Source organism: Rhizobium croatiense (assembly GCF_019793465.1).
GTDB classification, from domain to species: Bacteria; Pseudomonadota; Alphaproteobacteria; order Rhizobiales; family Rhizobiaceae; genus Rhizobium; species Rhizobium croatiense.
In genome coordinates this window covers 21035-44817 of sequence record NZ_JAILYJ010000001.1, presented here as the reverse complement: position 1 = coordinate 44817, position 23783 = coordinate 21035, and the positions used below count along the sequence as shown (strand labels likewise).

Genomic DNA, 23783 nt, shown 5'->3' with positions numbered 1-23783 from the left:
GGAGCGCGTGGTCCGGCGCCATGCCTAACTCTTAATCGGAAGCGAAATTAGACCGACCGGCCTAAATCGCCCTGTTCTAGCCGGCCGCCTTTGCGTCCTGCCGGCCCGGGTCGGATCGAATGTCGCCATCGGCCTCCCAGCCTTCCAGCAATCGATGAAGCTCCTCGCGGTCATGTTGGTCGAGCCGCGGCAGCCCTGGCACGCGCACCGGCCCGACGTCGAGGCCGGCATAGGTGACGGCCTCCTTCACAACGGTGACATTCGCGCCGTTGCGGAATTTGGTCCGCATCCGCTCGAAGGGTTCGAGCTTGTTGACGATCGCCCTCGCGCGCCCGAAATCGCCTTTTTCGAGCGCATCGTGGACCGCAAGCGAGAGCTTCGGCGCGACATTGACGAGGCCGGAAGTGAAGCCCCGCGCGCCGGCAGCGGTGAAGGTCGGCGCCCAGCTCTCCGCCAGCCCGCAGACGAAGAGCGCACCGTTCGGATCGGCCGCCGGGATCGCGCGCGACAGCAGCATCAGGTCGGTTGTGGCAAATTTGATACCGGCAATGTTGCCGTGGTTTGCGAGGCGGACGATATCGGCGACCGCAAAGCCTTCGGCCCTGACATAGGCGATGAGCGGCAGGACGCAGGCATCGGCGAGATTGCAGAAATAATCGATCTGAGCCGAAGGTGCGGCGAAGGGATCGACGGGCTGGTGCGACATGACGGCGGAAGCCGCGATCGCCGCCGCATCCCTCGCCATGCCGATCGCCTCGCGCAGCGACCGGCCGATCGCCGCCGTCACCGGCGCCCTGCCGTCGACGCCCGATACCGCCGCCTCGTGGACGATCCGGATTTCCTGCGGCGTCAGCGCATAGAATTCCCCGGTATTGCCGGCGGCGACGATGTTGTGAATGCCGGCTGCCGCCACCCGCCCATAGACCTGCGCGGTGATACGCGGTTCGACGTCGCCTTTTCCGTCATAGGCTGTGACGGGAACGCCCGACACGCCTGTCAGCGCCTTGCGCATGATTGCGATGCTCATTCTTCTCCCCGTTCGCTTTCCATCAAAATGAGTGATTGCCGAAGCGGAACGGCGCCAAGCCCTCCGCATCCACGTCGAAGGCGATGACCGTGCCGGCCTCGAAACGTCCGGTACGGTCCGTCGACAGGCTGGTGACGAAGAGCGTCCTGAAATCGGGCCCTCCGAAACATGGCATGGTCGGCGCCGCCACCGGCAGATGATAGATTTCGACGATCTCGCCTTCGCTCGATATCCGATTGAGACGGCCGGCAGAGACGCCGGCGCTCCAGTAAAACCCGTCGCGATCGGTGGCCGCGCCGTCCGGCCGCCCCTCTTCCTCGGTGAAGCTGCGAAGCCGGCGTGCTTCGCCGAGCTCGCCCGTCGCCGGATCGAAGTCGAAGGACTGCAGGAAACATTGCCGGCTGTCGGAGTGGTACATCCGCCGGCCGCCCGGCGACCAGGCGAGGCCGTTGGAACTCGTTAGGCCAGTCGCGACGGCGCGCGCGCTGCCATCGGCTCCGACGCGAAAAAGTGCGGCGTCATTCATCTGCGGCTTGGCTTCGCTGATCGAGCCGACCCAGAAGTGTCCGTCCGGACCGACCTTGCCGTCGTTGAGGCGGCCGTTGACGTGGCGCCCGGTCGGATCGCAAAGAAACTCGATGTCGCCCGAGACTGGATCGAAGAGATGGACGCCCGTCTGAAGACCGACAACAAGCCTGTTGTCACGGCAAAGCCCGAGGCAGCCGACCGCAGCCGGCATTGCGAAGCGGTCGACCGTGCCTTCCGGGGAAAGCCGCAGCACTGCCGGCGCCAGGATGTCGACAAGCCAGAGAGCACCGGTCTCTTCGTCCCACACGGGCGATTCACCGACCGTCAGCGGCTGCTGCAGCACCGAACGGATCTTCGGCTCAATGATGCGCGGCGCCGTCACGAGACCGTCTCCGGGTTTTTGGCGAGACCCTCGCCATCGCGCATGCGAATGGTGCCGTCGTGATTGAATTCGCAGAAACCGCCGCCCTGGAATGCGCGGGCGACGGCTCCCTCCGCGCCATCCTCGATATGGGCGTGATCGCGCGGCCGGTCCTGCGGCTGGTAGCCGAGTCTCGCCGCCAGACCGTTGTCCCACCATTTCTCGTCCGTATCGGAAACCCCGTAGACGACCGTTGCGGCGATCGAAGGATGGCTGAACCCGATCCGCACGAGTTGCGCCAGATCCCGCGCGCTGATCCAGATCGCGATCGATCGCTCGCTGTTCGGATAGGTGCCGGCATTGCCGATGCGGATGGAAAGAGAACGGATGCCCGAAGTGTCGTAATAGAGCCCCGCCACCAGCTCGCCCCAGCATTTGGAAAGCCCGTAGGGGCTGTCCGGTCGCATGGGATCGAGTGGCGAAATGATCTGGCCGCGCGGATAAAAACCGGTCGCATGGTTGCTGGAGGCGTAGACCACCCGCTCGACCTTGTTGATCCGGGCAGCCTCGTAAACATTGTAGGTGCCGAGGACATTCGCCTGCAAGATCGCGTTCATGTCGACGCCGCCTGCAAGACCGGCGAGATGAACGACGCCCTCGACGCCAGCCAGAGCCGCCGTCGCCTCATCGAGCTTTGACAGATCGGCGCCAACAAAGCTTTCGTTCTCGGCCAAATCCGCAGGTTCATGAATGTCGATCAAGCGAAGATGTTCGACATGCTGCCGAAGAAACGGGCGCAGCAGCGTCCCGACGCGTCCGGCAGCACCCGTCATGGCGATCCGTCTCATCGTCTTCCTCCCATTGTCGCTCAAACCCCCTGAAACATGCGGGCGCGCGCATTCAGTATGTGTTTCTTCATCGCGTCATGCGCTTCGGCCTCCCGCCGCGCGAAGATCGCCTCCACGATCACCGCATGCTCGTCCTGGACGCTGCGGATCTGCTCCGGCGTCCGTTTCAGGCTCAGGCTTCGCGTCACGGAATGGCCTATGGCGAAATGCGGCTTGAACCATTCGCGAACGTTGATGTGAAACTGGTTGCCTGTCGCCGCCGCAATTGCGTCGTGGAGGGCCTGGTCCTCCTCGGCGCCGAGCTCGCCGTTGCGCAGACATTGTTCGAGCGAGAGAAGTGCAGCCGTTATCCGCTCCTTGTCGGCCGGCTGCCAGTTGCGTGCCGCTAGCTCGGCCGCCTCGGCTTCGAGGCCGGCGCGGAATTCGAAGAACCGCTGGACGTCTGCCAGCGAGCCGACCGGAACCATTGTCAGCATCGATGAATCCGGCCGCTGCCGAACGTAAGAGCCCGAACCCTTGCGCGAGACGACGAGGCCGTCGGTTCTGAGCCGCTCCAGCGCTTCGCGCACGACGGGTCTCGACGCGCCGAAATCGCCGGCGAGCTTCGTCTCCGAAGGCAGCCGCTCGTTTATGGGAAAGGTGCCGTCCGCGATCATCCCTACGATCTTCTCGTAGATGATGTCGCTGAAGCGCGTTGCGCCTCTGTTGGAAACGGCATCGACAGTCATTATCGTCCTTTTCTCCCCCGCTGCGCGGCATTTCAGTCGTTGCTCTTTCGAGCCGGCAGGCTGGCTCCGAATATGTCTCTCGCCCATGCGCCGAAATGGCGCCACGCTGTTCCCGCCGCAAAGTGGCAGGCTACAGCATATGACAGATCGGCGGCCTTTTCACTCATAATCCGCCTCGGAACGGACCGGAGCGGGGCGTTTTGATGCTGCATCGCTATCGAATCTGTAATTATCTGTCAACTCTTGTAATCATCTGGGAACGTGGCTATGGTTTCCTCCGTAGCGCCGAGGAGGGCGTGAAACGGCAGGTTGGGAGACCGCCGCACCAGCCGGTACAAGAGCTGCGCCGGTCTAAAACAGGGAGGAACTCGATGCCCAATGAAATTCTGTCGCGCGGTGTCACCCGCCGCGCCGTGCTTGGCGGTATGGCCGGCGTCGCAGCGCTGTCTGTCACCGGTCGCGCTTTCGCTGCCCCGGGAGGTGAAGCGCCGGCATTGGCGCAGCTCGTCAAGGACGGAAAACTGCCGCCGCTTGCCGAACGCTTGCCGAAAAAGCCGATGGTGGTGACGCCGTTCGAAAATGTCGGCACCTATGGCGGTTCGCTGCGGCGCGGCCTGCGCGGTTCATCGGACCATAACGGCATTCTGCGCATGGTCGGCAACCAGAGCCTCGTGCGCTGGAACCTGGAATTCACCGCCGTCCAGCCGAACCTCGCCGAACGCTGGGAGGTCAGCGACGACGCGACGCAATTCACCTTCCATCTGATCGAAGGCGTGCGCTGGTCCGACGGTCATCCCTTCACCGCCGACGACATCGTTTTCGCGATCGAAGACTGCGTCAAGAATACCGAGCTTTACAGCGCCACGCCGGCGCAGCTTGCCGTCGCCGGCAAGCCGGTCACCGTCGAGAAGATCGACGATTACACGGTGAAGTTCACCTTTGCGGCGGCCAACGCGCTTTATCTGGAAAATCTTGCCACGCCGCTCGGCCAGCACCCGACGCTCTTTCCGAAGCATTACTGCAGCCAGTTCCTGCCGAAATATAATCCCAACATCGAGGCCGATGTGAAGAAGGCGGGTGTCACCAGCTGGACGGAGCTGTTCCGCAGCCGCTGCGGCGACATCGAGATCCCGTCGCGGTGGGGCAATGTCGACAAGCCGACACTCGATCCATGGGTTGTCAAGGAGCCCTATGCCGGCGGCGCGACCCGCGTCGTCATGACCCGCAATCCGTATTTCTGGCAGGTCGATACCGCGGGCAATCAGCTTCCCTATATCGACGAAATCAACTTCGGCATCTCGCAGGACGTCGAATCGCTGATGCTGAACGTCATCTCTGGAAAGATCGACATCCAGGAACGTCATATCAGCGTTCTCGCCAACAAGCCGACGCTGTCCAAGAACATGGAAAAGGGCGATTATCGGCTGCTGACGCTCGTGCCTTCGGCCTCGCAACAGTGCCAGATCTACTTCAATATCACACACAAAGATCCTGCCATGCGCAAGATGTTTGCGGACAAGTCGTTCCGGCAAGCGCTGTCGATCGGCATCAATCGCCAGGAGCTTATCGACATCGTCTATTTCGGACAAAGCGAGCCCTACCAGGCCGGGCCGCGTCCGACCCATCCGTGGTATAACGAGAAATACGCGCGCCAATTCACCGAATTTGACGCCGACAAAGCCGGCGCGATGCTCGATGAGGCCGGCTATAAGAAGGGCGGCGACGGTTTCCGCCTCCGGCACGACGGCCAGAAGGTCTTCTTCTCGATCGACGTCATTCCGACCCTCTATCCCGACCTCGTCGATGCCCTGGAACTGGTCAAGGCGCATTGGGCTCAGATCGGTATCGACATGAAGGTCAACACGATCGAGCGGGCGCTCTATTACACCCGCGGCGACGACAACGCCCATGATGCGGCGGTGTGGCCGGGTCCTGGCGGTCTCGATCCGATGCTCGATCCGCGCGATTTCTTCGCCTTCCATCCGCAGGGTTCGCGTTACGCCATTCCGTGGACGCTTTGGTACACCTCCAATGGTGCACGCGGCGAAGAACCGCCGGAAAGCCAGAAGAAGCGCATGAAGCTTTTCGACGAAGCGCGTTCGACGGCCGATCTCGACAAGCGCGGCGCGATCATGAAGCAGATCTTCGACATCGCGGCAGAGGAATTCGAGACCGTTGGCCTTTGCCTGGCCGTCGGCGGCTTCGGCATCATCCGCAACAATCTGCGCAATGTTCCGGAGAAGGAACCCGACAGCTGGTCCTGGCCCAATCCGGGACCTGCGATGCCGCAGCAATTCACCTTCACGAGCTGATTTTGATTGAGCGCCGTACCGACGGCACGGCGCTTTCCTCGGTCGCCTTCCCCCTTGCCGGCCCTGCTGGCCGGCAAGGCCCGGCAGGCAGCGTTCAATGCAAGAGGCGCCTTCATGCTGGTCTTTATCGCCAAACGCTTCCTATGGATGATTCCATCCCTGTTTGCCGTCAGCTTCCTGGCTTTCGTGCTGATCCAGCTGCCACCGGGCGATTATGTCACGACCTATATTGCGACGCTGGCAGCCTCCAACGAGATCGTCGATCAGAACACCGCGGCACAATTGCGCGAACGCTTCGGCCTCGGCGATCCGATGCTCATCCAATATTTCAAATGGATGTGGGGCATTCTCTCGCGCGGCGATTTCGGCATTTCCTTCGAATGGCAGCAGCCCGTTTCGGATCTGATCTGGGAGCGTATGGCGCTGACGCTCGTTCTAGCTTTGTCGACCCTGATCGCCACCTGGGCAATCGCGCTGCCGATCGGCGTCTATTCCGCCGTGCGCAAATATTCGATCGGCGACTATTTCTTCACCGCCTTCACCTTCTTCGGCCTGGCCGTTCCGTCCTTCCTGCTGGCGCTGGTGCTGATGTATGTCGCGGCTGTCGAATTCGGCCAGGATGTCGGCGGGCTGTTTTCGCCGGAATACGAGAATGCGCCCTGGAGCTTCGCCAAGATGGTCGATCTCTTCTCGCATCTCTGGCTTCCCGTCATCATCCTTGCCGTCTCGTCGACGGCGAGCCTCATCCGCGTCATGCGCGCCAACATGCTCGATGAACTGCCGAAGCCTTACGTGACGACGGCACGGGCAAAGGGTCTGTCCGAGTTCCGGCTGCTGATGAAATATCCTTTGATGATCGCGCTCAATCCGTTCATCTCGACGATCGCCTGGCTGCTGCCCAACCTCATTTCCGGCTCGGTCGTCGTCGCCATCGTTCTCAACCTGCCGACGGCAGCACCCTTGTTGCTGCAGGCGCTGATGGCCCAGGACATGTATCTCGCAGGCGCCTTCGTTTTGCTGATCTGCGCGCTGACGCTGATCGGCTCTTTGATCAGCGATATCCTGCTTGCGCTGGTCGATCCCCGCATCCGGTTGGAATAGGAGCCTGATATGGCCGACATCACCGTTACAAATATTCCGCCGGATCGCGCCGCCGTCGCATCGCAGTGGCAGCTCATATGGTGGGCTTTCCGCCGGCATCGGCTGGCCATGGTGGCGCTCGTCGTCACCGTGATGATGTACATTGTTGCGCTTGTTCCCGGTTTCTTCGCCATCAACGACCCGAACCTGCAAAATGCCCGGGCGACCTTTCATCCGCCGCAGAAATTGCATCTGATCGACACCGAGAACGGGTTCTCCTTCGGCCCGCATTATTATCCGATGAAGCTGACCCGCGATCCGGAAACGCTGGCGGCCATCTTCAAGGAGGACACGACAAAACGTGTCGACGTCCAGTTCTTCGGGCGCGGCTACGAATATTCGGTGTTCGGCCTGTTCAAGACCAACATCCATCTGATCGCCTCGCCCGACAAGACGACGCCGCTGCTTCTGTTCGGCGCCGACAGGCTGGGGCGCGATGTCTTCAGCCGAACGGTGCAGGGCTCGCAGATCTCCCTGTCGATCGGCCTCGTCGGCGTCTTCTTCTCGTTGATGCTCGGTATCGTGCTCGGCGGCATCTCGGGATACTACGGCGGCCGCATCGATTTCTTCCTGCAGCGGGTGATCGATTTCGTGCTGTCGCTGCCGACGATCCCGATCTGGTTGGCGATGGCCGCGGCGCTGCCGCAGGACTGGCCTGCGACGCTGCAATACATGATGATCACGATCATCCTGTCGCTGACCGGCTGGGCGCAGCTCGCCCGCGTCGTTCGCGGCCGTTTCCTGTCCTTGCGCACCGAGGAATTCGTCGCCGCCGCGAGGCTCGACGGCGTTCGCGAAAGGCGCATCATCTTTCGCCACATGCTGCCGAGTTTCGCCAGCCATATCATCGCGTCGATCACGCTGGCGGTGCCGGCAATGATCCTTGCCGAAACCTCTCTCTCCTTCCTGGGGCTCGGTCTGCAGCCGCCGACCATCTCCTGGGGCGTGCTTCTGCGCGAGGCCCAGAACATTCGCTCGATCGCCACCGCACCATGGCTCTTCATGCCGGGCTGCGCCGTCGTGGTCGCCGTGATGGCGCTCAACCTTCTCGGCGACGGCCTGCGCGATGCGGCCGATCCCTACAACAAATGAGGCCGGCATGACCGATATCGTATCCCTTGCCGGCAAGCCGCTGCTCCAGGTGAAAAATCTGACGGTCGAGTTCCCGCTGCGCACCGGCGTCTTTTGCGCCGTCAACGATCTGTCCTTCTCGATCGAACCGGGCAAGACGCTCTGTGTCGTCGGCGAAAGCGGATCCGGCAAGTCCGTGACGGCCCGTTCGATCCTGCAGATCGTCGATGTGCCCGGTCGTATTGCTGCCGGATCGATCGTTCTGAACGATCGGCACGGCGGCTCGACCGATCTGACCAGTCTCAATCCGCGCGGACGCCAGATCCGGGCGATCCGCGGCCGCGACATCGCAATGATCTTCCAGGAGCCGATGTCGTCATTGTCGCCGATCCACACGGTCGGCAACCAGATCGTCGAGGCGCTTCGTCTGCACACCAGGATGAGCAAGGCGGAGGCGCGGGCGGAGGCCATATCGCTGCTGAAGCAGGTCGAGATTCCCTTCCCGGAAAAAGCGCTGGATCGCTATGCGTTCCAATATTCCGGCGGCATGCGCCAGCGCGCGATGATTGCCATGGCGCTTGCTTGCAAACCGCAGCTGCTGATCGCCGACGAACCGACCACGGCCCTCGACGTGACGACGCAGGCCGAAATTCTTGACCTGATCGCCCGGCTGCAGAAGGCCAACGGCATGGCCGTTCTCTTCATCACGCATGACATGGGCGTCGTGGCGCAGATCGCCGACGACGTGCTCGTGATGCACAACGGCGTGGCGAAGGAATATGGGCCGGTCGAGCAGATCTTTCATGCGCCGAAAGACGACTATACCCGCATGCTGATCGGTTCGGTGCTGAAGCTGGAGCAGAAGGCCGAAATCCGGCTGGCCCGCGCACCGCTCGACAGGACGGCGGCGCCGATCCTCGAACTGCGCAATCTGTCGATGAATTTCGGCGAATTGAAAGCGCTGGACGATGTTTCCATTTCGCTGCTGCCAGGCGAGACGCTCGGCATTGTCGGCGAAAGCGGATCCGGCAAGACGACGATGGGCCGTTCGATCATGCGGCTGCTCGATCCGACTGCCGGCGAGATCCTCTACCGCCGCGCCGGCGGCGAGGTCATCGATCTGGCAACGGCAAAGGGCCAGACGCTTGCCGCCGCACGGCGCGAATTGCGCATGGTGTTTCAGGATCCGTTCGGTTCCCTCAACCCGCGCATGACCGTTTCCCAGATCATCGGCGAGCCGTTGCTGGTCAACGGCGTTGCAAAGGGGCGGGCGCTGGACGAGCGCGTCTGCCATCTCATGGAGCAAGTCGGCCTCGATCCGAGGGCGCGCGAACGCTATCCGCATGCATTCTCCGGCGGCCAGCGCCAGCGCATCGGCATTGCCCGCGCCATCACGCTCAATCCGCGTGTCATCGTTGCCGATGAGGCGACCTCGGCGCTCGACGTCTCCGTGCGCTCGCAGGTTCTCGATCTCCTGATGCGCCTGCAGGACGAACTCGGCCTCGCTTATATCTTCATCAGCCATGACATCGGCGTCATCCGCTACATGTGCGACCGTGTCGGCGTCATGTACAAAGGCCAGCTCGTCGAAATCGGCGATGCGGAGAAGGTCTGCCGCACACCCGAGCACGCCTACACCCAGGCGCTCATCTCGGCGATCCCGCGCCCCGATCCGCGCGACCGCGATCATTCCGGGCGTTTCCGCTACGTCGCGCCGGATAGTCTGAAGAATGGAAGTTCTCAGAGATGAAAATCACCGGAATCCGCACGTTTCTCATGCATGTCGGCCAGCCCGATCCCCCGAACTGGGCTTCCGACCAACGGCTGGGCTGCGATATCGACGAGGAATTCGTCGCCCGCTTCCGAGCGGCGGCAATGTCTCGGTGCCGCAAGCCGCCGGCGCCTACAATCCCGGAACCGACAACGAACATGTCTACGTGCAGACGCGCGTGGCGCGCCGCAGCTATTTCAATCGCTAGAAGGACAGAATGATGAAGATCGACCGCATGCGGGTGTTCATGACCCGCGACAAGGACCGTCCGCGCGTGATCGTCGCGCTCGATACCGATGACGGGCTGACAGGCTGGGGCGAATGCTACAATCATGGCCCCGACAAGGCGCTGCCGCCGCTGCTCGATTATCTCTACGGCTTTCTCTCCGGCCAGGACCCGACGCGCGTCGAATATCTGGTCAATCTGCTGATCCAGCAAAGCCGCTTCCCGCCGGGCGCGCTCGGCCTTGCCGCGATCTCCGCGCTCGATCACTGCCTGTGGGATCTGGCGGCCAAGGCCGCGAACGTGCCGGTCTATAAGCTGCTCGGCGGCGAGGTGCGTGATCGGATCAAGGTCTATGCCGGAGTCTACACCGCGCCCGATGCGCCGGCCGCCCGTGAGGAATTTGACCGCCTGAAGGAGGGCTGGGGTTTCACCGCCTTCAAGCTCAGCCCCTGGCGGATCGACATGCACTCCAATCGCTGGGGCAATGTCGTGAAGGCCTCGGCGGATTATTTCCGCTCGTTGCGTGAAACGGTCAACGACGAATACGAGATCGCCTTCGATGCTCACGCGAAGATTTTCGAGCCGATCGCGGCGCGCCAGCTCGGCAATGCGCTGGCGCCTTACGATCCGCTGTTTTTCGAGGAGCCGCTGCGTCCCGAGAATATCGAGGCCTGGGGCGATCTGAAACAGGGCCTCAACTGCACGCTTGCGACCGGCGAGTCGCTCTACAACAGGAACGAATTCCTGCGTCTGCTGCAGGTCAAGGGCGCCGATCTCATCCAGCCGGATATCTGCGTCGTCGGCGGCATCAGCGAGATGCGCCGCATCGCCACGCTCGCCGAAGCCTATTTCGTCGGTGTCGCTCCACATAACCCGATGGGGCCGCTGGCGACGGCGGTCAACGTGCATTTTTCGGCCGCGGCGCAGAATTTCCGCATCCTCGAATACCGGCTGCCGAAGGGCCAGGCCTATGTCTATGGCGGCCTCGATGTCGAGAAGCGCCAGGGAGAGACCCGCTACGTCGTCGATCCCTATCTGCCGAAGGACGGCTATCTCGAACTGCGTCCCGACCGGTCCGGCTGGGGCGTCGAAATGGACGAGAAGGCAATGGAGGAGGAAGGCTATATCCACTGGCAGCGGCGTGTGCCGAAGCGGCCGGACGGTTCTTACGCCTTCGCTTAGAGACGCCGCTCCAAAAACCGGGACTGGCTGCTGCCGCATAGCAGCAGCCATTTCCCTGGTTGCTAGGCGACACCGACGTTATACGTGGTCATGGCTTTCTCCAACGTCTCGCATGCCAGAGGACCTATCATACGCAAGCGTTATCGAAGGGCCTACCTCTGAGCGCAGGCGACTAATCGCCGGCGAAAGTGCATGTTGGCGGCCCCGACCCCTTCCCTGGCACTGCAAATCCGCCCGAATTATCTTTCGACCGTCGGCGAGCGGATGGTCGCGGTGAAATCGGTCAGGCATGCTCGCCGGCTGATAGAGGCCGCCGCCATTCGCAATACCGGCCGCAGGAGATGCTGCCGGGCACGGACTGCCAGAGTGACCAGTTGATCCGCCGTGTCGGCGACATCGCCACGACGATCTTCCAGCCGGTCGGTACTTGCAAGATGGGCAGCGACACGATGGCGGTTGTCGATCCGCAATTGCGGGTTCACGGGTGGCGAACCTGCGGGTGGTCGATGCCTCCATCATGCCGACCATCGTGTCGGGCAATACCAACTCGCCCGTAATCATGATTGCCGATGGCTGCGGAGGCATTCTATCCGGGGCGTAAAGCGGTTTTCCCTGGCAAAGCGCGAAGCGATTTTGCGGAGAATTACCCACAAAATAAAGGGATGGAGCGGTTCTGCGCTTCCGTTGAAAACTGAACTGCTCTCGATCTAAAGCGCCCAGTCATCCCGATTTTGGACTTCGGCAGCTTTGTCCTCGCGGCAAATCGTTTCCAGCGCCAACGAGGCGCGACTGGAGTGCCTTTGTTTGTGCCGCAGGATTGCAAATTGGCGGGAGGGCAGGGGAAAGCGCACTTTTACCAGCAGCCCTTGCATCAATAGTGGCGCGGCCACGGCGCCGGAAACGACCGTTGCGCAGAGGCCTTCTCTTGCTGCCGATATGACGGCCTCGTTCGACGGCAGCTCGAGCGCGACTGCCAGATCTGCGGGGCCAATGCCGAGATTGGAAATCGCCGCCTCGAACGCCGACCGGGTTCCGGACCCTTTTTCCCGCATGACCCATTTCGTGCCTGAAACCAGCTCCGCCGGTGCGATCGGTTTGCTACGCGCCCAGGGATGGCGCGGACCGACGACGATAAGGAGTTCGTCCTCGGCAAGGGGCTGAACATGCAGGGCCGGCTCGTCAACGCTGCCTTCGACGAAACCGACTTCGGCCGATCCATCGAGAACCGCTTTGGCCGCCGTGGCCGTGTTGCCGATCATTAGCTTGAGGTCGATGCCCGGATAGCGGATCTTGAAACGCATAAGCATCGCCGGCAGCCAATAGCTTGCAATCGTCTGGCTGGCAAAAACCACCAGCTCACCCTTCTGCAGACCGCCGAGATCGGACAAGACGAGTGCTGCGGCTTTTGCGCGTGCGAGCGTGGCTCTCGCCTCGCCCAGAAACACCCGTCCTTCGTATGTCAGCTCTATGCGGCGTCCGACACGATGGAAAAGCTCGACGCCGTAGGAGGCTTCGAGATTGCGGATGGCCGAACTGACGGCCGACGGCGTCAGCCCGATTGCGGAGGCGGCGTTAGTCAGGTGTTCGCGTTCCGCAACCGCGACAAATATGGTGAGTTGTTCAAACGTCATGATTCAATCGTTCGATTTTGCAGAATAAACCATGCTAAACTATTCAATAGAATTCGACAATTGCGTGTGGGACAGTGCAGTTCTTCCGCAAGGTCTTGCCGATGTTGGTCTCCGCCTCCCGTTCTCTGTCGTTTCCCACCTTTCTGCGGGGACTCGTTCTTTGTGCCGCGGTCACGCTGGCTGCGCATCTGGTTGAGCAGTTACAGCTGATGATTTTCGGCGCGCACTGGGTCGAGAGCCTCGTGCTTGCCATTCTGATCGGCATTGCCGTGCGCTCTTCGGTCTGCCTTTCACAGACGTTCATTCCCGGCATTCACTTCTGCGCCAAGACGCTTCTCGAAATCGCCGTCGTGTTGCTCGGCGCCTCGCTCAGCACGGCTGCCGTCAGGCAGGCCGGGCTGCCGCTTGTCGGCGGAATTGCTGTTCTGGTCGCTCTGTCTTTAGCCGGCAGCTTTCTGATCGGGCGGCTCTTCGGGCTGTCGGCCAGCCTGGCGACCTTGGTTGCTTGCGGCAACTCGATCTGCGGCAATTCTGCAATTGCCGCCGCAGCGCCCGTGATCGGCGCCAAACCGAACGATATCGCCGCTTCGATAGCCTTTACCGCGTTGCTTGGCATCGGGGCAGTGCTGACGCTACCGCTCCTCCATCTGTTCCTGGGCTTGAGCGCCGTACAATATGGCGTTTTCGCAGGGCTGACAGCCTATGCGCTCCCGCAAGTATTGGCGGCTACGGCCTCTGCCGGAGCCGTCAGCACCCAGGTGGGCACACTGGTCAAGCTGATCCGCGTGATGATGCTCGGACCCGTCATCCTTCTGCTTGCCGCAGGTCATGGTCGCCGTCCCGGCGGCTCGGCAGTCAATCTCCGCCATGTTCTACCCTGGTTCATTCTTGGTTTTGCAGCCATGGTGACGCTTCGCTCCTTTGACGCGATCCCGGCGGCGCTGCTGCCGGGTATGTCGGCGGTCTCTTCCGCCTTCACCGTCACAGCCATGGCCGCTTTGGGCCTCTCCGTCGATGTCAGATCCGTCGGCCATACCGGCGGTCGTGTCCTCGCCGCAGCGGCGCTGTCGCTATTGGCGCTGGGGGCTCTCGGGCTTTGCCTGATCGGCCTGCTTGACATCCGCTGATCGAGGCGATTTGCCCAAAATACCGGCAAAGATTCCGGTTGCCTTCCAAACGATCGGCGGCTAGCCTGTATATACAGGACGGAGAAGCAAAGATCGTCATGCGGATCATCTCTTCACAACAGGCTGCGGATCTTCTCGAAGACGGGATGACTGTCGCTGCTTCTGGTTTTGGAGGGTGCTGCCATCCCGAGGCCATTACGGCCGCGGTCGAGGAACGTTTCCTCGCCTCCGGAAAACCCCGTAAGCTGAGACTTCTGTTTGCTGCCAGCACGGGCGATCGTCAGACGCGCGGCATGGGGCATTTCGGCTATGACGGCCTCGTCGCCTGCGTGATTGCCGGGGGATGGCGCGGAACGCCGCGCCTCGGCAGGATGGCGATCGAGGAAAAAATCGAGGCGCATTGCTGGCCGCAAGGCGTCATCGCGCAGCTCTATCGTGCAATTGCCGCCGGTCAGCCTGGGGTGATCACCCATATCGGGCTCGGCTCTTTCATGGACCCGCTGCATGGCGGCGGTCGCATGAATGCGACGACGCCGCGCGCGCTTGTCGAGCGCGTGTCGCTGCGCGGCAAAGAATGGCTGCTTTATCCTTCGATGCCGCTCGACTGCGTGCTTTTGCGCGGAACGACGGCCGACGAAGACGGCAACATCACCCTCGAGGACGAAGCCTTTCCGCTCGACGTGCTCGCCATGGCCCAAGCAGGCCGAAACTCCGGCGGTATCGTCATCGTGCAGGTCAAGCGGATTGCCGAACGCGGCTCGCTGCAGCCGAACGATGTTCGCATCCCGGCGGCGCTGGTCGATTATGTCGTCGTCTGCGAAAATCCGGCCCAGCACGGCGTCAGCTTCGCCGAAACGGACAATATCGCCTATACCGGGCGCGTCCGGATGGCGGTGAGCCGTCTGCAGCCGGCGCCGCTGTCGGCCGATAAGATTATTCAGCGCCGTGCTTTCCTGGAACTGGCGACCCTCCATCGCCCGACGATCAACCTCGGCATCGGCATTGCGGCCGGGATCGGCCGCATTGCCAGCGAAGAGGGATTCGACGATTATACGGTGACGATCGAATCCGGCGTCATCGGCGGCGTACCGGCCGAGGAGCTGTCCTTCGGCGCCGCCGTCAATCCGACCGCTATCATCCCACAGGCATCGCAGTTCGATTTTTACGACGGCGGCGGCCTCGATATCGCCTTTCTCGGCATGGCCGAGGTGGATCGGCACGGGGCGGTCAATGTCAGCCGCTTCAACAACTCCATCGTCGGGGTCGGCGGCTTCACCAATATCTCGCAGACGGTCAAGCATGTTGTCTATCTCGGCGCATTTTCGGCTGGCGGCGCTGAGATTGCGGTTGCCGACGGCAGGCTCGACATCATCCAGGACGGCCGCCTTTGCAAGATCGTCGAGGCTGTCGACCAGGTCAGTTCGAGCCCGGCCTTTGCACCGGAGGGACAGTCACAGCTCGTCGTCACTGAGCGGGCCGTTTTTCGGGTGATCGACGGATGCTTGACGCTGACGGAGTTTGCCCCCGGCATCGATCTTGCCGCTCATGTTCTCGACCGCCTGCCGCAGGGCGTCGCAGTGTCGGATCAGTTGAAGCAGATGGATGCGCGCCTGTTTTCGACCCATGCGATGAAGGACTTTGCCAAATGAAAATCGATGGAGCCGCCATCATCGTCACGGGCTCGGCAACGGGTGTGGGCGCTGCATGCGTAAAACAATTCGCCGAGGGCGGTTCCAGGGTGGTCGTCAATTACAGCCGCAGCAAGAAAGAGGCCGATGAGACCGGCGATATCTGCCGCAGCCTGGGCGCGGAGGTGGAGGTCGTCCAGGCCGATGTTGCCGATGACGCGGCTTGCCGCCGAATGGTCGCGGTTGCCGTCAATCGGTGGGGGCGTCTCGACGCTTTGGTGAACAATGCCGCAATGACGGTCATATCCGATCCTTTCGATCTGGAGACGCTGTCGGCCGAAGATTTCCAGAACGTTTTCGGTGTCAACGTCATCGGCGCCTATCAGATGTGCCGGGCGGCAGTGCCTGCAATGCGGGGCAGCGGCGGCGGTGCGATCGTCAATGTCTCATCCAACGTTGCCTTTACGGGCGGCGGCAGCTCGCTTGCCTATACGGCCTCCAAGGGCGCGTTGAATGCGCTGACCTTGGCTTTGGCGCGCACCTGCGGTCCCGACATTCGTGTCAACGCCGTTTGTCCCGGCATCATCGATACGCGCTGGATGCGCGACACGCTCGGGCCGGACGCCTATGGAGCCATTGCCAAGCGATTTTCGGAAACCGCGCCGCTCGGCCGGGTCGCGACGCCGGAAGACGTTGCCGGCGCTATTGTCTGGCTTGTTCAGGGTGCAGACTTCGTTACCGGCGAATTGCTGTCCGTTGACGGCGGCATCCGCCTGTCCGGTGGCGTTCGCAAATCCGCGACATCCGGGGGCGCCGCATCGTGACGCTGTCGGCCCAATCCATCCTCGATTACCCGGTGCCGCAAGCAACACATGTGGTCACCGCAAGAGATGCCATCCTGTACGCGCTCTCGGTTGGCTACGGCTCCAACGCGCTCGACGAAAAGGCGCTGAGCTATGTCTATGAACGCGATCTCGTGACCGCGCCGACCCTTGCCAATATCGTAGCGCATCCAGGACCTTGGATGCAGCAGACGGGCGTCGACTGGGCGCGTCTCGTGCACTCCGAACATCGCCTGACGATCCACCGCCCGGTCCCACTCGATGTGCGACTGATCTCTCGCTCACGCGTCCTCTCGGTAGTCGATCGCGGCGTTGAAAAGGGAATGTTCGTCAGCTTCGAGCGCCTGATCACAACCGCGGACGGGGATGAGCCGATCGCGACGATCGTCCAGACGAATGCTTGCCGCGGCGACGGTGGATGCGGTTCGGCGGGATCTGCGCCTGAACCTTTGCCCAAAGTCCCGGACGGAGAGCCGGACTTCGAATTCAATGTCGACATACCGGCAAACGCCGCTCTCATCTATCGCCTGAACGGTGATCTCAATCCGCTGCATGTCGACCCGCAGGCAGCGAGCAGAAGCGGCTTTGACCGGCCGATCCTGCATGGGCTGTGCAGCTTCGGCCATGCGGGCTACGCCATTGTCGCTGCCATCGATCCAGGCATGGCTACTGGCTTGAGCGCGATCGCGGCGCGTTTCAGCGCGCCGACCTTTCCCGGGGAAACGATCACCCTGCAGATATGGCGCAACGGTGCCGAGATTCGCTTCAGGGGGCTCGTTGCTTCGCGGGGCGCTATCATCCTCGACAATGGCGTGGCGAGGTTGTCATGACGAAAGCGCTCAAACCCGCCGCCGGCGAGGCACGCCATTATATCAGGATCAAGGAGCAGATCCTGGCCGACATCGCCGAGGGCAAGCTGCAGCCGGGAGACCGGGTATCCTCCGAAAGCGAACTGGTGGCGGCATTCGGCGTCAGCCGCATGACGGCGAACCGGGCGCTGCGGGAGTTGATGTTCGAGGGCGTTCTCAAACGATCCGCCGGGATCGGAACATTCGTGTCGCCAAAGCACCTCGATGTCGATCTGCTTCAAATTCGCAACATAGCCGACGAAATATTGGAGCGGGGGCACACGCACAAGGCGGTGGTGGTCAAGGCCGGCTTGATGAAGGCGGATGCCAATGTCGCCGACGCGCTCGAACTCACCCTCGGCGCGGAAGTGATGCATTCGCTGATCGTCCACGTGGAAAACGGCCAGCCCATTCAGGTCGAGGAGCGCTACGTCAATCCGCTGGTCGCGCCGGACTATCTGTCGGCCGACTTCGGCAGCATGACACCGCACGAATATCTGACGAAGGTCGCACCGATAACGGCGTTCGAACATATCGTCCAGGCCGTCAAACCGGATAGGGCCATCCGCAAATTTCTCGGCCTGAAGAATGATCACCCTTGCCTGCGCGTCTTTCGAAGAACCTGGTCAGGCGAGGCCGTCGTTACCTGCGCGCTGTTATACTATCCCGGCGCGCAATATCGGCTGGAAGCACGGTCCACCAAGGGGCCCTCCAGGCCCGTCGCCATTCTCGGAGAGAAACAGTGAGCGCCACCAATTCTCCATCGATCATCTTCAGCGCGGCGCCGCCGACGATCGAGGACATCGCAGCAATTGCCCGTCGTCACGCAAGGATCGAGGTCTCCGCCGAGGTCGAGGCCCGGATTGTCGCCGCGCGCGCCGTCGTCGACCGCTATACGGAAAGCGATCTGCCGGTCTATGGGCTGACCACGGGACTTGGAGCAGGGGTCGACACCCGACTTGCAACGGAAGATCTGGTGGCGTTCCAGATGCGTGTGCCGCAAGCCCGCGCGGTCGGCGTCGGAGAACCGCTTGCCCAGGAACCCGTGCGGGCGATGATGGCCGTCAGGGCCGCCGGCATGGCGGCGGGCGGCTCCGGCGTTTCGCTGAAAGTCCTCCAGGGTCTGATTGCCGCCATCAATGCAGGTGTGCATCCTGTCGTCCCGTCACTGGGCTCGATCGGCGCGGCGGATTTGGCTCCGCTTGCCCATATGAGCCGGGGGCTTCTGGGTTTCGGCGAGATCGAGCTTGGCGGCGAAGTGCTGCCGGCCGCCATCGCCCTTGAAAGGGCAGGCCTGAAGCCCCTCGAATTGGCGCCGAAGGACGGGCATGCGCTTGTTGTGGCCAACAGTCTCTCCATCGGCCTCGCCTGTCTGGCGCTTGAGGATATCGAGCAGCTCTTCGACTGGTCTCTGAAGGCGATTGCCGTGAATTTCGAAGCGTTCCGGGCCAATGTCAGCGTCTTCGACGACCGCGCTCTAGCCGCGAGACCGGCCTTTGGACAGCGCCGTGTCGCCGCTCAATTGATGGATTTGCTTTCGGGAAGCTCCTTGCTCGCCGCCGATGCAGCAAGACGTCTCCAGGATCCTTTGAGCTATCGCTGCACACCGCAGGTCTGGGGTGCGTTGAGGCATGCGATCGACGAGGCAAGGCAGGCGACCGAGATTGAGCTCGTCAGTTCCAGCGACAATCCTGTCGTGATCGCATCCGAGGGCGTCATTCTTTCACACGGCAATTTTGACATGACCGCCTTTGTGCTCGCCTGGGAAAGGCTGGGGCAGGCGATGGCGCATTGCGCGGCAGGCACCGCCTATCGGATCATGAAAATCATGTCGCCCGGCATGTCCGACCTCCCACGCTTCCTGACCCCGATGGGCCAGAGCCGTACCGGTTTTGCGACCGTGCAAAAGACCGTCTCGGCCATGGAAGCCGAAATCCGTCATCTGGCCATGCCCGTTTCGCTTTCGCCCCTTCCCGTCGCCGATGGCATCGAAGACCAGGCGTCGATGGCCCCGAGCGTTTTGGCAAAGACGCAGGCGATCATCGAGCGCCTGCGCTATCTGATCGCTATCGAACTGATCGCCTCGGTACAGGCCGTCGAGCTCAGAGGCGTCTCAGGCGAATTGGGCAAGGGATCGGCGCAAGCCTATGCTTTCGTACGCAACCACGTCCCGCCGCTTGAAGAGGATCGCGCGCAAGGGCCGGATTTTGCGACAATTGCCGCATTGATCGGGCCTGGCCCGCAATAAGCCGGTTCGCCACTGCCCCGGCAAGAAGGGCAGGGCGCCGACCGGTCATGCTGACGGTTATTCTGGGGAATGCTGTCGGTTCGTTCATTGAAAAGTCAACAAGAGGGAATGACTATGAAAAATTGGACAAAATGCATCCTTGCAGCCGGCATCATGGCAGCCGCCATGTTCCAGCCTGCAGCCGCAGAGACCATCAAGGTCGGCAGCAAGAATTTCACCGAGCAGTTTATCCTTGCCGAAATGTACGCCGCCGTTTTGGAAAATGCCGGCGTCACTGTTGAGCGCAAGATCAATCTCGGCGGCACGCTGATTGCTCACCAGGCATTGGTGGCCGGCGAGATCGATCTCTATCCGGAATATACCGGCACGGCGCTCGCTTCCGTCGTCAAGGGTGAGATGTCGACCGATGCCGACAAGGTCTACACGCAGGTCAAGGATTTCTACGCCAAGCAGTTCAACCTCACCTGGCTGAAGCCGAGCGGCATCAACAATGGCTATGTCATCGTGGTCCGGCAGGAAACGGCGCAGGCCAACAACTTGAAGAGCCTGTCGGATCTCGCCAAGGTTTCCAAGACCCTGGTCTTCGGTGGCGGCGCTGAATTTCCGGACCGCGCCGACGGGCTGCCCGGCCTGAAGCGTGTTTACGACGCCGAGTTCAAGGAGTTCAAGCAGTTTGCCAAGCTTGGTCTTCGTTATGATGCGCTGGAACAAAAGGAAATTGACGTCGCCAATGGTGCGGCGACCGACTGGCAGATCGGCTCGAAGAACCTCGTGCCGCTGGCAGACGACAAGGGTCTGTTTCCGCCCTACTACGTGGCCCCCGTCGTCCGCCAGGACGTGCTGAAGGCCAATCCGAAAGTTGCCGAACTGCTGGAAGCGGTCGGCACCCATCTCGATAATGAGAAAATGCGGGTCCTCAATGCCAAGGTCGAGACCGATCACGAGGAAGCCAAGGACGTGGCGGTCGATTTCCTCAAGGAAAACGGCCTGCTGCCGAAGTGATTGTCATGCCCCGCGGCCGGATATCAATCCGGCCGCGACCTGGCGCGGTCATCCTTCATAGGGTTTTGTTCGAAATCCGTCCGTTCAGCAGCCGGGCAGGAATGTGGAGAAGCAGGAAATGCAGGAAATCTGGATCGATTACCTCAACGCCCTCGATGCCAAGGCACTGGCGCTGACGAATGACGAGATTCTCGATGCTGTGGCGAAGGCGCTGGATGCGCAGGGCAGGGGCGAAACCGTCATCGAGCCGCGCGTCCATCTTGTGCCGGAGAGCTCCGACAAAGGCCATTTCAACGTGCTTCGCGGCTATGTCAAAGCGCTGAACTATGCCGGCGTCAAAGTGGTCGGTGACTTCGTCGACAATTACAAAGTCGACCTGCCTTCGGAGCTTGCGGTCCTCAACCTGTTCGACCCGAACACGGGCGTGCCGAAGGCCATCATCGACGCAACTGATATCACCGACATGCGCACGGGCGCCGTGACCGCCCTCGGCGCAAAATATCTCGCCCGCAAGGACAGCAAGATTCTCGGCCATATCGGTGCCCGCGGAACCTCTTACTGGAATGTCCGCCTTCTCGATCATCTTTTCGACTTCGATGAAATCCGCGTGCATTCGCGCCGTCCGGAAAGTCGCGATGCCTTCGCAAAGCGTCTTGAGAAGGATCTCGGCAAGAGGATCATCGTCACCGACAATTGGCAGGATTGCCTCAAGGGCGCCGATATCATGGTCGAGGCCAGCCGCCTGCCGGAACCGGCGCCGCTGTTCAAGACCGAATGGGTGAAGAAGGGAGCCTTCGTCGTGCCCTATGGCACGATGAGCGCGCTTGAATTCGATCTCACCGATATCATCGACAAGGTCGTCGTCGATGACTGGGGACAATGCGGCCCCGGCAAGCCGTTCGGAGCGCTTCGTCGTCACGTCGATGAGGGCAAGGTGACGGCCGAGAACTTGCATGCCGAAATCGGCCAGATCGTCTGCGGCATGAAACCCGGCCGCGAGAGCGACGAGGAGACGATCCTGTTCTGGCACCGCGGCCTCAGCACGACCGACGTGGCGCTCGGTGCTGCCATGGTGGAGAAGGCCAGAGAGATGAATATCGGCCAGCGCCTGCGGTTCGCATAATTGCCATGGTGATGTCCAAGCCGATCGCCTGTTCGAGAATGTATAATCTCAGTCCGCGCATTCGCGGCCTGTGGGACACGCTGCTTGCGCTGGTCAGCGAGCGTTCCGGCATCGAGCTCGAGATCATCGCTCATGCAGCGCCAGCCCCCCTGTCGGAATTGTGGGCGAGGCCGGACATGGGCGCGGTCTTCATGTGCGGCTATCCGTTTTCACGCATGCCTGAAGGAGCAAGGCCGACTGTGCTTGCCGCACCCGTCTCGAGCGAGGCATGGTCTTTGGATCAGCCGCTCTATGCCAGCCACATCCTCGTCGCCTCCACCGGCCCGGTGAACGCGGTGGCGGATCTTGCTGCGGCACGCTGGGGCTGGACCGTGCGTGATTCCCAATCGGGTTACCACGCGGTGCGCTCCTACCTCGCCGGCCAGTTTCCCGGCAAGATGAAGCAGAGCACAACGGTTGGACCGCTGCTCAATCCTTCAGGCATCGTCGCAGCCCTCAAGGATGGCAGGATCGATGCGGGCGCGATCGACGCTTATGCCTTTCAATTGTTGTCGATGCACGAACACGACGCGATCGATGGTCTGCATGTTCTTGCGACGACCGATCCGCTTCCCGCTCCGCTATTGGTTGCTGCACAAACATTACCCGCGGATCTCGCCACAGCGTTACAGCGGAGCCTGGTGACGTTGCATAAAACACCCGAGGGAACGGCGGTTTTGGAACGACTCGGCCTCAGACGATTTTCGGCGGTCGCTCCGTCCGCCTACGATGTCCTGCCGCAGAGAGCCGGCGACGCCGATCGCAGATTGGGGATCGCATGGTAGACAGGCGAACGAGCGCTCGGACGCGAAGGTCTCGACAATGAAATGGGTCCCTAAACATCTCGACCGGCTACTCGAAGCGCTGTTGGAGCATCTCTATCTCGTTTTTTCCTCGGTCGGCATTGCCCTGGTGATCTCGCTGATCGTCGGGATATGGGCGGCAAGGCGGCCGCGGAGTTTTGCGGCCATTGTCATCGTCACCGGTATCCTGTTTGCGGTGCCTAGTCTGGCGCTGTTTGCGCTCCTCATTCCCATCATGGGTATCGGGGCGGCGCCCGCTATTACCGGTCTTGCCGCCTACTCGCTGATGATCCTGATCCGCAATATCGGCATGGGCTTCCAGGCAATTCCGCGTGACATACTCGAAGCTGCCAATGGCATGGGCTACGGCACGGCACGGCGGATCTGGGAAGTCGAGCTGCCGCTGGCGATGCCTTATATCGTCGGCGGTATCCGCATCGCCATGGTGACGGTCATCGGCATCGCGACCGTTGCCGCCTATATCAATGCCGGCGGGCTCGGCGTCATCATTTTCGAAGGTATCGACCAGCGGTTTCCTGAAAAGATCATAGCAGGCGGGCTGCTGACGTCATTTCTGGCGCTCTTTGCCGACTACTGTTTTGCATCGTTCGAAAAGCTGCTGCGTCGGCGCAGTGGAGGTAAAGCGGCATGATCGTGATCGATGCATTCAGCTGGATCTTCAACAACTCCGGCACTTTCTTCAACGCTATCAATCGCCATCTGCTGATGTGCGTCCTATCGCTCGGCATCGCCTTCGTCATTGCCGTGCCACTTGGATTTGTCGTCGCACGGGCACCTCGCGCTGCCTTTGCCGTGGTCAATATCGCCGGCGCCCTGCGCTCCATACCGAGCCTTGCGATCCTGTCGGCGACGATGCCCTTTCTCGGCATCGGATTGTTGCCGTCGGTGATCGCCCTGATCGTCCTTGCCGTGCCGCCATTGTTGTTGAACACGATCATCGGCATCCGGGAGATCGACGCCTCGGTGATCGATGCGGCCGACGGAATGGGCATGAGCGCCAGGCAGATGCTGTGGGAGATCGAACTTCCTCTGGCCGTTCCCGCGATCCTGTCAGGCGTCAGGACGAGTGCCATCCAGGTCATCGGCGGGGCGGCGCTGGCCTCCTTCATCGGCGGCGGCGGGCTTGGCGATTTCATCAATGCCGGCATTGCCATCATGAACATGCCGCGCCTTCTCGTCGGAGCGGTCCCGATAGCCCTGCTGGCGATCTTTGCGGAATTGGCGTTCGGCGCCCTGGAGCGCGTCTTCACTCAACGGCGCTAAGCGGCCGAAAGCGG

21 protein-coding genes and 2 pseudogenes are annotated in these 23783 nt (G+C 61.7%); 18 read left to right on the top strand and 5 right to left on the bottom strand.

All coding sequences use genetic code 11. The features are described from left to right. Nucleotides 1-76: 76 nt before the first annotated feature. Genes K6M89_RS00225 through K6M89_RS00210 form a run of 4 tightly spaced genes read right to left on the bottom strand, consistent with a single transcriptional unit; the run spans nucleotide 77 to nucleotide 3492 of the window. Nucleotides 77-1027, bottom strand: a complete 951-nt coding sequence (locus tag K6M89_RS00225; protein WP_097580933.1) for a dihydrodipicolinate synthase family protein — start codon at nucleotides 1025-1027, stop codon at nucleotides 77-79. 22 nt (nucleotides 1028-1049) lie between these two features. Next, nucleotides 1050-1937, bottom strand: coding sequence for an SMP-30/gluconolactonase/LRE family protein (locus tag K6M89_RS00220; protein ID WP_222137982.1), 888 nt, complete (start codon nucleotides 1935-1937; stop codon nucleotides 1050-1052). Next, complete coding sequence (locus K6M89_RS00215; protein ID WP_222137981.1) at nucleotides 1934-2764, bottom strand: NAD-dependent epimerase/dehydratase family protein; 831 nt, start codon at nucleotides 2762-2764, stop codon at nucleotides 1934-1936. The genes K6M89_RS00220 and K6M89_RS00215 overlap by 4 nt, the downstream gene beginning before the upstream one ends. Nucleotides 2765-2784: 20 nt before the next feature. Next, on the bottom strand, nucleotides 2785-3492 hold the full coding sequence (locus K6M89_RS00210; RefSeq protein ID WP_222137980.1) for a FadR/GntR family transcriptional regulator: 708 nt from the start codon (nucleotides 3490-3492) through the stop codon (nucleotides 2785-2787). A gap of 371 nt (nucleotides 3493-3863) precedes the next feature. On the opposite strand from K6M89_RS00210, the gene K6M89_RS00205 reads away from it, so the two are divergent. The 7 genes and pseudogenes from K6M89_RS00205 to K6M89_RS00175 form a co-directional block, all read left to right on the top strand. Beyond that, nucleotides 3864-5804 carry an ABC transporter substrate-binding protein gene (locus K6M89_RS00205; protein ID WP_222137979.1) on the top strand — a complete coding sequence of 647 codons (1941 nt, stop codon included), beginning with the start codon at nucleotides 3864-3866 and terminating at the stop codon, nucleotides 5802-5804. A gap of 114 nt (nucleotides 5805-5918) precedes the next feature. Continuing rightward, on the top strand, nucleotides 5919-6905 hold the full coding sequence (locus K6M89_RS00200) for an ABC transporter permease (RefSeq protein ID WP_097581058.1): 987 nt from the start codon (nucleotides 5919-5921) through the stop codon (nucleotides 6903-6905). Between the two features lie 9 nt (nucleotides 6906-6914). Further along, nucleotides 6915-8036 (top strand): ABC transporter permease, encoded by a 1122-nt coding sequence (locus K6M89_RS00195; protein ID WP_097580928.1) that lies wholly within the window; start codon nucleotides 6915-6917, stop codon nucleotides 8034-8036. Nucleotides 8037-8043: 7 nt separating this feature from the next. Continuing rightward, complete coding sequence (locus K6M89_RS00190; RefSeq protein WP_097580927.1) at nucleotides 8044-9765, top strand: ABC transporter ATP-binding protein; 1722 nt, start codon at nucleotides 8044-8046, stop codon at nucleotides 9763-9765. Nucleotides 9766-9797: 32 nt separating this feature from the next. After that, nucleotides 9798-9994 (top strand): annotated as a pseudogene (locus K6M89_RS00185) (mandelate racemase/muconate lactonizing enzyme family protein); the annotation flags it as partial. A gap of 12 nt (nucleotides 9995-10006) precedes the next feature. Further along, nucleotides 10007-11194: a galactarate dehydratase gene (locus K6M89_RS00180; RefSeq protein WP_097581057.1), complete on the top strand. Its 1188-nt coding sequence runs from the start codon at nucleotides 10007-10009 to the stop codon at nucleotides 11192-11194. 213 nt (nucleotides 11195-11407) lie between these two features. Continuing rightward, nucleotides 11408-11795, top strand: a pseudogene (locus K6M89_RS00175) (GMC oxidoreductase); the annotation flags it as partial. A 106-nt stretch (nucleotides 11796-11901) separates the two neighbouring features. On the opposite strand, the gene K6M89_RS00170 reads toward K6M89_RS00175, so the two are convergent. Continuing rightward, nucleotides 11902-12825 carry a LysR family transcriptional regulator gene (locus tag K6M89_RS00170; RefSeq protein WP_097580926.1) on the bottom strand — a complete coding sequence of 308 codons (924 nt, stop codon included), beginning with the start codon at nucleotides 12823-12825 and terminating at the stop codon, nucleotides 11902-11904. A gap of 101 nt (nucleotides 12826-12926) precedes the next feature. Between K6M89_RS00170 and K6M89_RS00165 the strand changes: the two genes are divergently transcribed. The 11 genes from K6M89_RS00165 (at nucleotide 12927) to K6M89_RS00115 (ending at nucleotide 23769) form a co-directional block, all read left to right on the top strand. Continuing rightward, a complete protein-coding gene (locus K6M89_RS00165; protein WP_222137978.1) occupies nucleotides 12927-13952 on the top strand; it encodes a YeiH family protein in 1026 nt (341 codons plus the stop codon). Nucleotides 13953-14050: 98 nt separating this feature from the next. Further along, nucleotides 14051-15601, top strand: coding sequence for an acyl CoA:acetate/3-ketoacid CoA transferase (locus K6M89_RS00160; RefSeq protein ID WP_222137977.1), 1551 nt, complete (start codon nucleotides 14051-14053; stop codon nucleotides 15599-15601). Further along, the gene (locus K6M89_RS00155) at nucleotides 15598-16404 is read left to right on the top strand and encodes an SDR family NAD(P)-dependent oxidoreductase (RefSeq protein ID WP_222137976.1); all 807 of its coding nucleotides are present in this window, start codon (nucleotides 15598-15600) and stop codon (nucleotides 16402-16404) included. Before K6M89_RS00160 ends, K6M89_RS00155 begins: the two co-directional genes overlap by 4 nt. Beyond that, complete coding sequence (locus K6M89_RS00150) at nucleotides 16401-17252, top strand: MaoC family dehydratase (RefSeq protein WP_097580923.1); 852 nt, start codon at nucleotides 16401-16403, stop codon at nucleotides 17250-17252. Before K6M89_RS00155 ends, K6M89_RS00150 begins: the two co-directional genes overlap by 4 nt. Further along, on the top strand, nucleotides 17249-18016 hold the full coding sequence (hutC, locus tag K6M89_RS00145) for a histidine utilization transcriptional repressor HutC (RefSeq protein WP_222137975.1): 768 nt from the start codon (nucleotides 17249-17251) through the stop codon (nucleotides 18014-18016). Before K6M89_RS00150 ends, hutC begins: the two co-directional genes overlap by 4 nt. After that, on the top strand, nucleotides 18013-19518 hold the full coding sequence (locus K6M89_RS00140; protein ID WP_222137974.1) for an HAL/PAL/TAL family ammonia-lyase: 1506 nt from the start codon (nucleotides 18013-18015) through the stop codon (nucleotides 19516-19518). Before hutC ends, K6M89_RS00140 begins: the two co-directional genes overlap by 4 nt. Nucleotides 19519-19632: 114 nt before the next feature. Then, nucleotides 19633-20520 (top strand): glycine betaine ABC transporter substrate-binding protein, encoded by an 888-nt coding sequence (locus K6M89_RS00135; RefSeq protein ID WP_376744685.1) that lies wholly within the window; start codon nucleotides 19633-19635, stop codon nucleotides 20518-20520. Between the two features lie 118 nt (nucleotides 20521-20638). Further along, the gene (locus K6M89_RS00130) at nucleotides 20639-21643 is read left to right on the top strand and encodes an ornithine cyclodeaminase family protein (protein ID WP_222137972.1); all 1005 of its coding nucleotides are present in this window, start codon (nucleotides 20639-20641) and stop codon (nucleotides 21641-21643) included. A 5-nt stretch (nucleotides 21644-21648) separates the two neighbouring features. Continuing rightward, nucleotides 21649-22467, top strand: a complete 819-nt coding sequence (locus K6M89_RS00125) for a phosphate/phosphite/phosphonate ABC transporter substrate-binding protein (RefSeq protein ID WP_222137971.1) — start codon at nucleotides 21649-21651, stop codon at nucleotides 22465-22467. 37 nt (nucleotides 22468-22504) lie between these two features. After that, nucleotides 22505-23137, top strand: coding sequence for an ABC transporter permease (locus K6M89_RS00120; protein WP_222137970.1), 633 nt, complete (start codon nucleotides 22505-22507; stop codon nucleotides 23135-23137). Continuing rightward, a complete protein-coding gene (locus K6M89_RS00115; protein WP_222137969.1) occupies nucleotides 23134-23769 on the top strand; it encodes an ABC transporter permease in 636 nt (211 codons plus the stop codon). The genes K6M89_RS00120 and K6M89_RS00115 overlap by 4 nt, the downstream gene beginning before the upstream one ends. Nucleotides 23770-23783: the final 14 nt, after the last annotated feature.

Coding starts and splice junctions, on each gene's coding strand:
- K6M89_RS00225 (WP_097580933.1), bottom strand. CDS start 1,027: ATGAGCATCGCAATCATGCGCAAGGCGCTGACAGGCGTGTCGGGCGTT.
- K6M89_RS00215 (WP_222137981.1), bottom strand. CDS start 2,764: ATGAGACGGATCGCCATGACGGGTGCTGCCGGACGCGTCGGGACGCTG.
- K6M89_RS00210 (WP_222137980.1), bottom strand. CDS start 3,492: ATGACTGTCGATGCCGTTTCCAACAGAGGCGCAACGCGCTTCAGCGAC.
- K6M89_RS00205 (WP_222137979.1), top strand. CDS start 3,864: ATGCCCAATGAAATTCTGTCGCGCGGTGTCACCCGCCGCGCCGTGCTT.
- K6M89_RS00200 (WP_097581058.1), top strand. CDS start 5,919: ATGCTGGTCTTTATCGCCAAACGCTTCCTATGGATGATTCCATCCCTG.
- K6M89_RS00195 (WP_097580928.1), top strand. CDS start 6,915: ATGGCCGACATCACCGTTACAAATATTCCGCCGGATCGCGCCGCCGTC.
- K6M89_RS00190 (WP_097580927.1), top strand. CDS start 8,044: ATGACCGATATCGTATCCCTTGCCGGCAAGCCGCTGCTCCAGGTGAAA.
- K6M89_RS00180 (WP_097581057.1), top strand. CDS start 10,007: ATGAAGATCGACCGCATGCGGGTGTTCATGACCCGCGACAAGGACCGT.
- K6M89_RS00170 (WP_097580926.1), bottom strand. CDS start 12,825: ATGACGTTTGAACAACTCACCATATTTGTCGCGGTTGCGGAACGCGAA.
- K6M89_RS00165 (WP_222137978.1), top strand. CDS start 12,927: ATGTTGGTCTCCGCCTCCCGTTCTCTGTCGTTTCCCACCTTTCTGCGG.
- K6M89_RS00160 (WP_222137977.1), top strand. CDS start 14,051: ATGCGGATCATCTCTTCACAACAGGCTGCGGATCTTCTCGAAGACGGG.
- K6M89_RS00155 (WP_222137976.1), top strand. CDS start 15,598: ATGAAAATCGATGGAGCCGCCATCATCGTCACGGGCTCGGCAACGGGT.
- hutC (WP_222137975.1), top strand. CDS start 17,249: ATGACGAAAGCGCTCAAACCCGCCGCCGGCGAGGCACGCCATTATATC.
- K6M89_RS00135 (WP_376744685.1), top strand. CDS start 19,633: ATGAAAAATTGGACAAAATGCATCCTTGCAGCCGGCATCATGGCAGCC.
- K6M89_RS00130 (WP_222137972.1), top strand. CDS start 20,639: ATGCAGGAAATCTGGATCGATTACCTCAACGCCCTCGATGCCAAGGCA.
- K6M89_RS00125 (WP_222137971.1), top strand. CDS start 21,649: ATGGTGATGTCCAAGCCGATCGCCTGTTCGAGAATGTATAATCTCAGT.
- K6M89_RS00120 (WP_222137970.1), top strand. CDS start 22,505: ATGAAATGGGTCCCTAAACATCTCGACCGGCTACTCGAAGCGCTGTTG.
- K6M89_RS00115 (WP_222137969.1), top strand. CDS start 23,134: ATGATCGTGATCGATGCATTCAGCTGGATCTTCAACAACTCCGGCACT.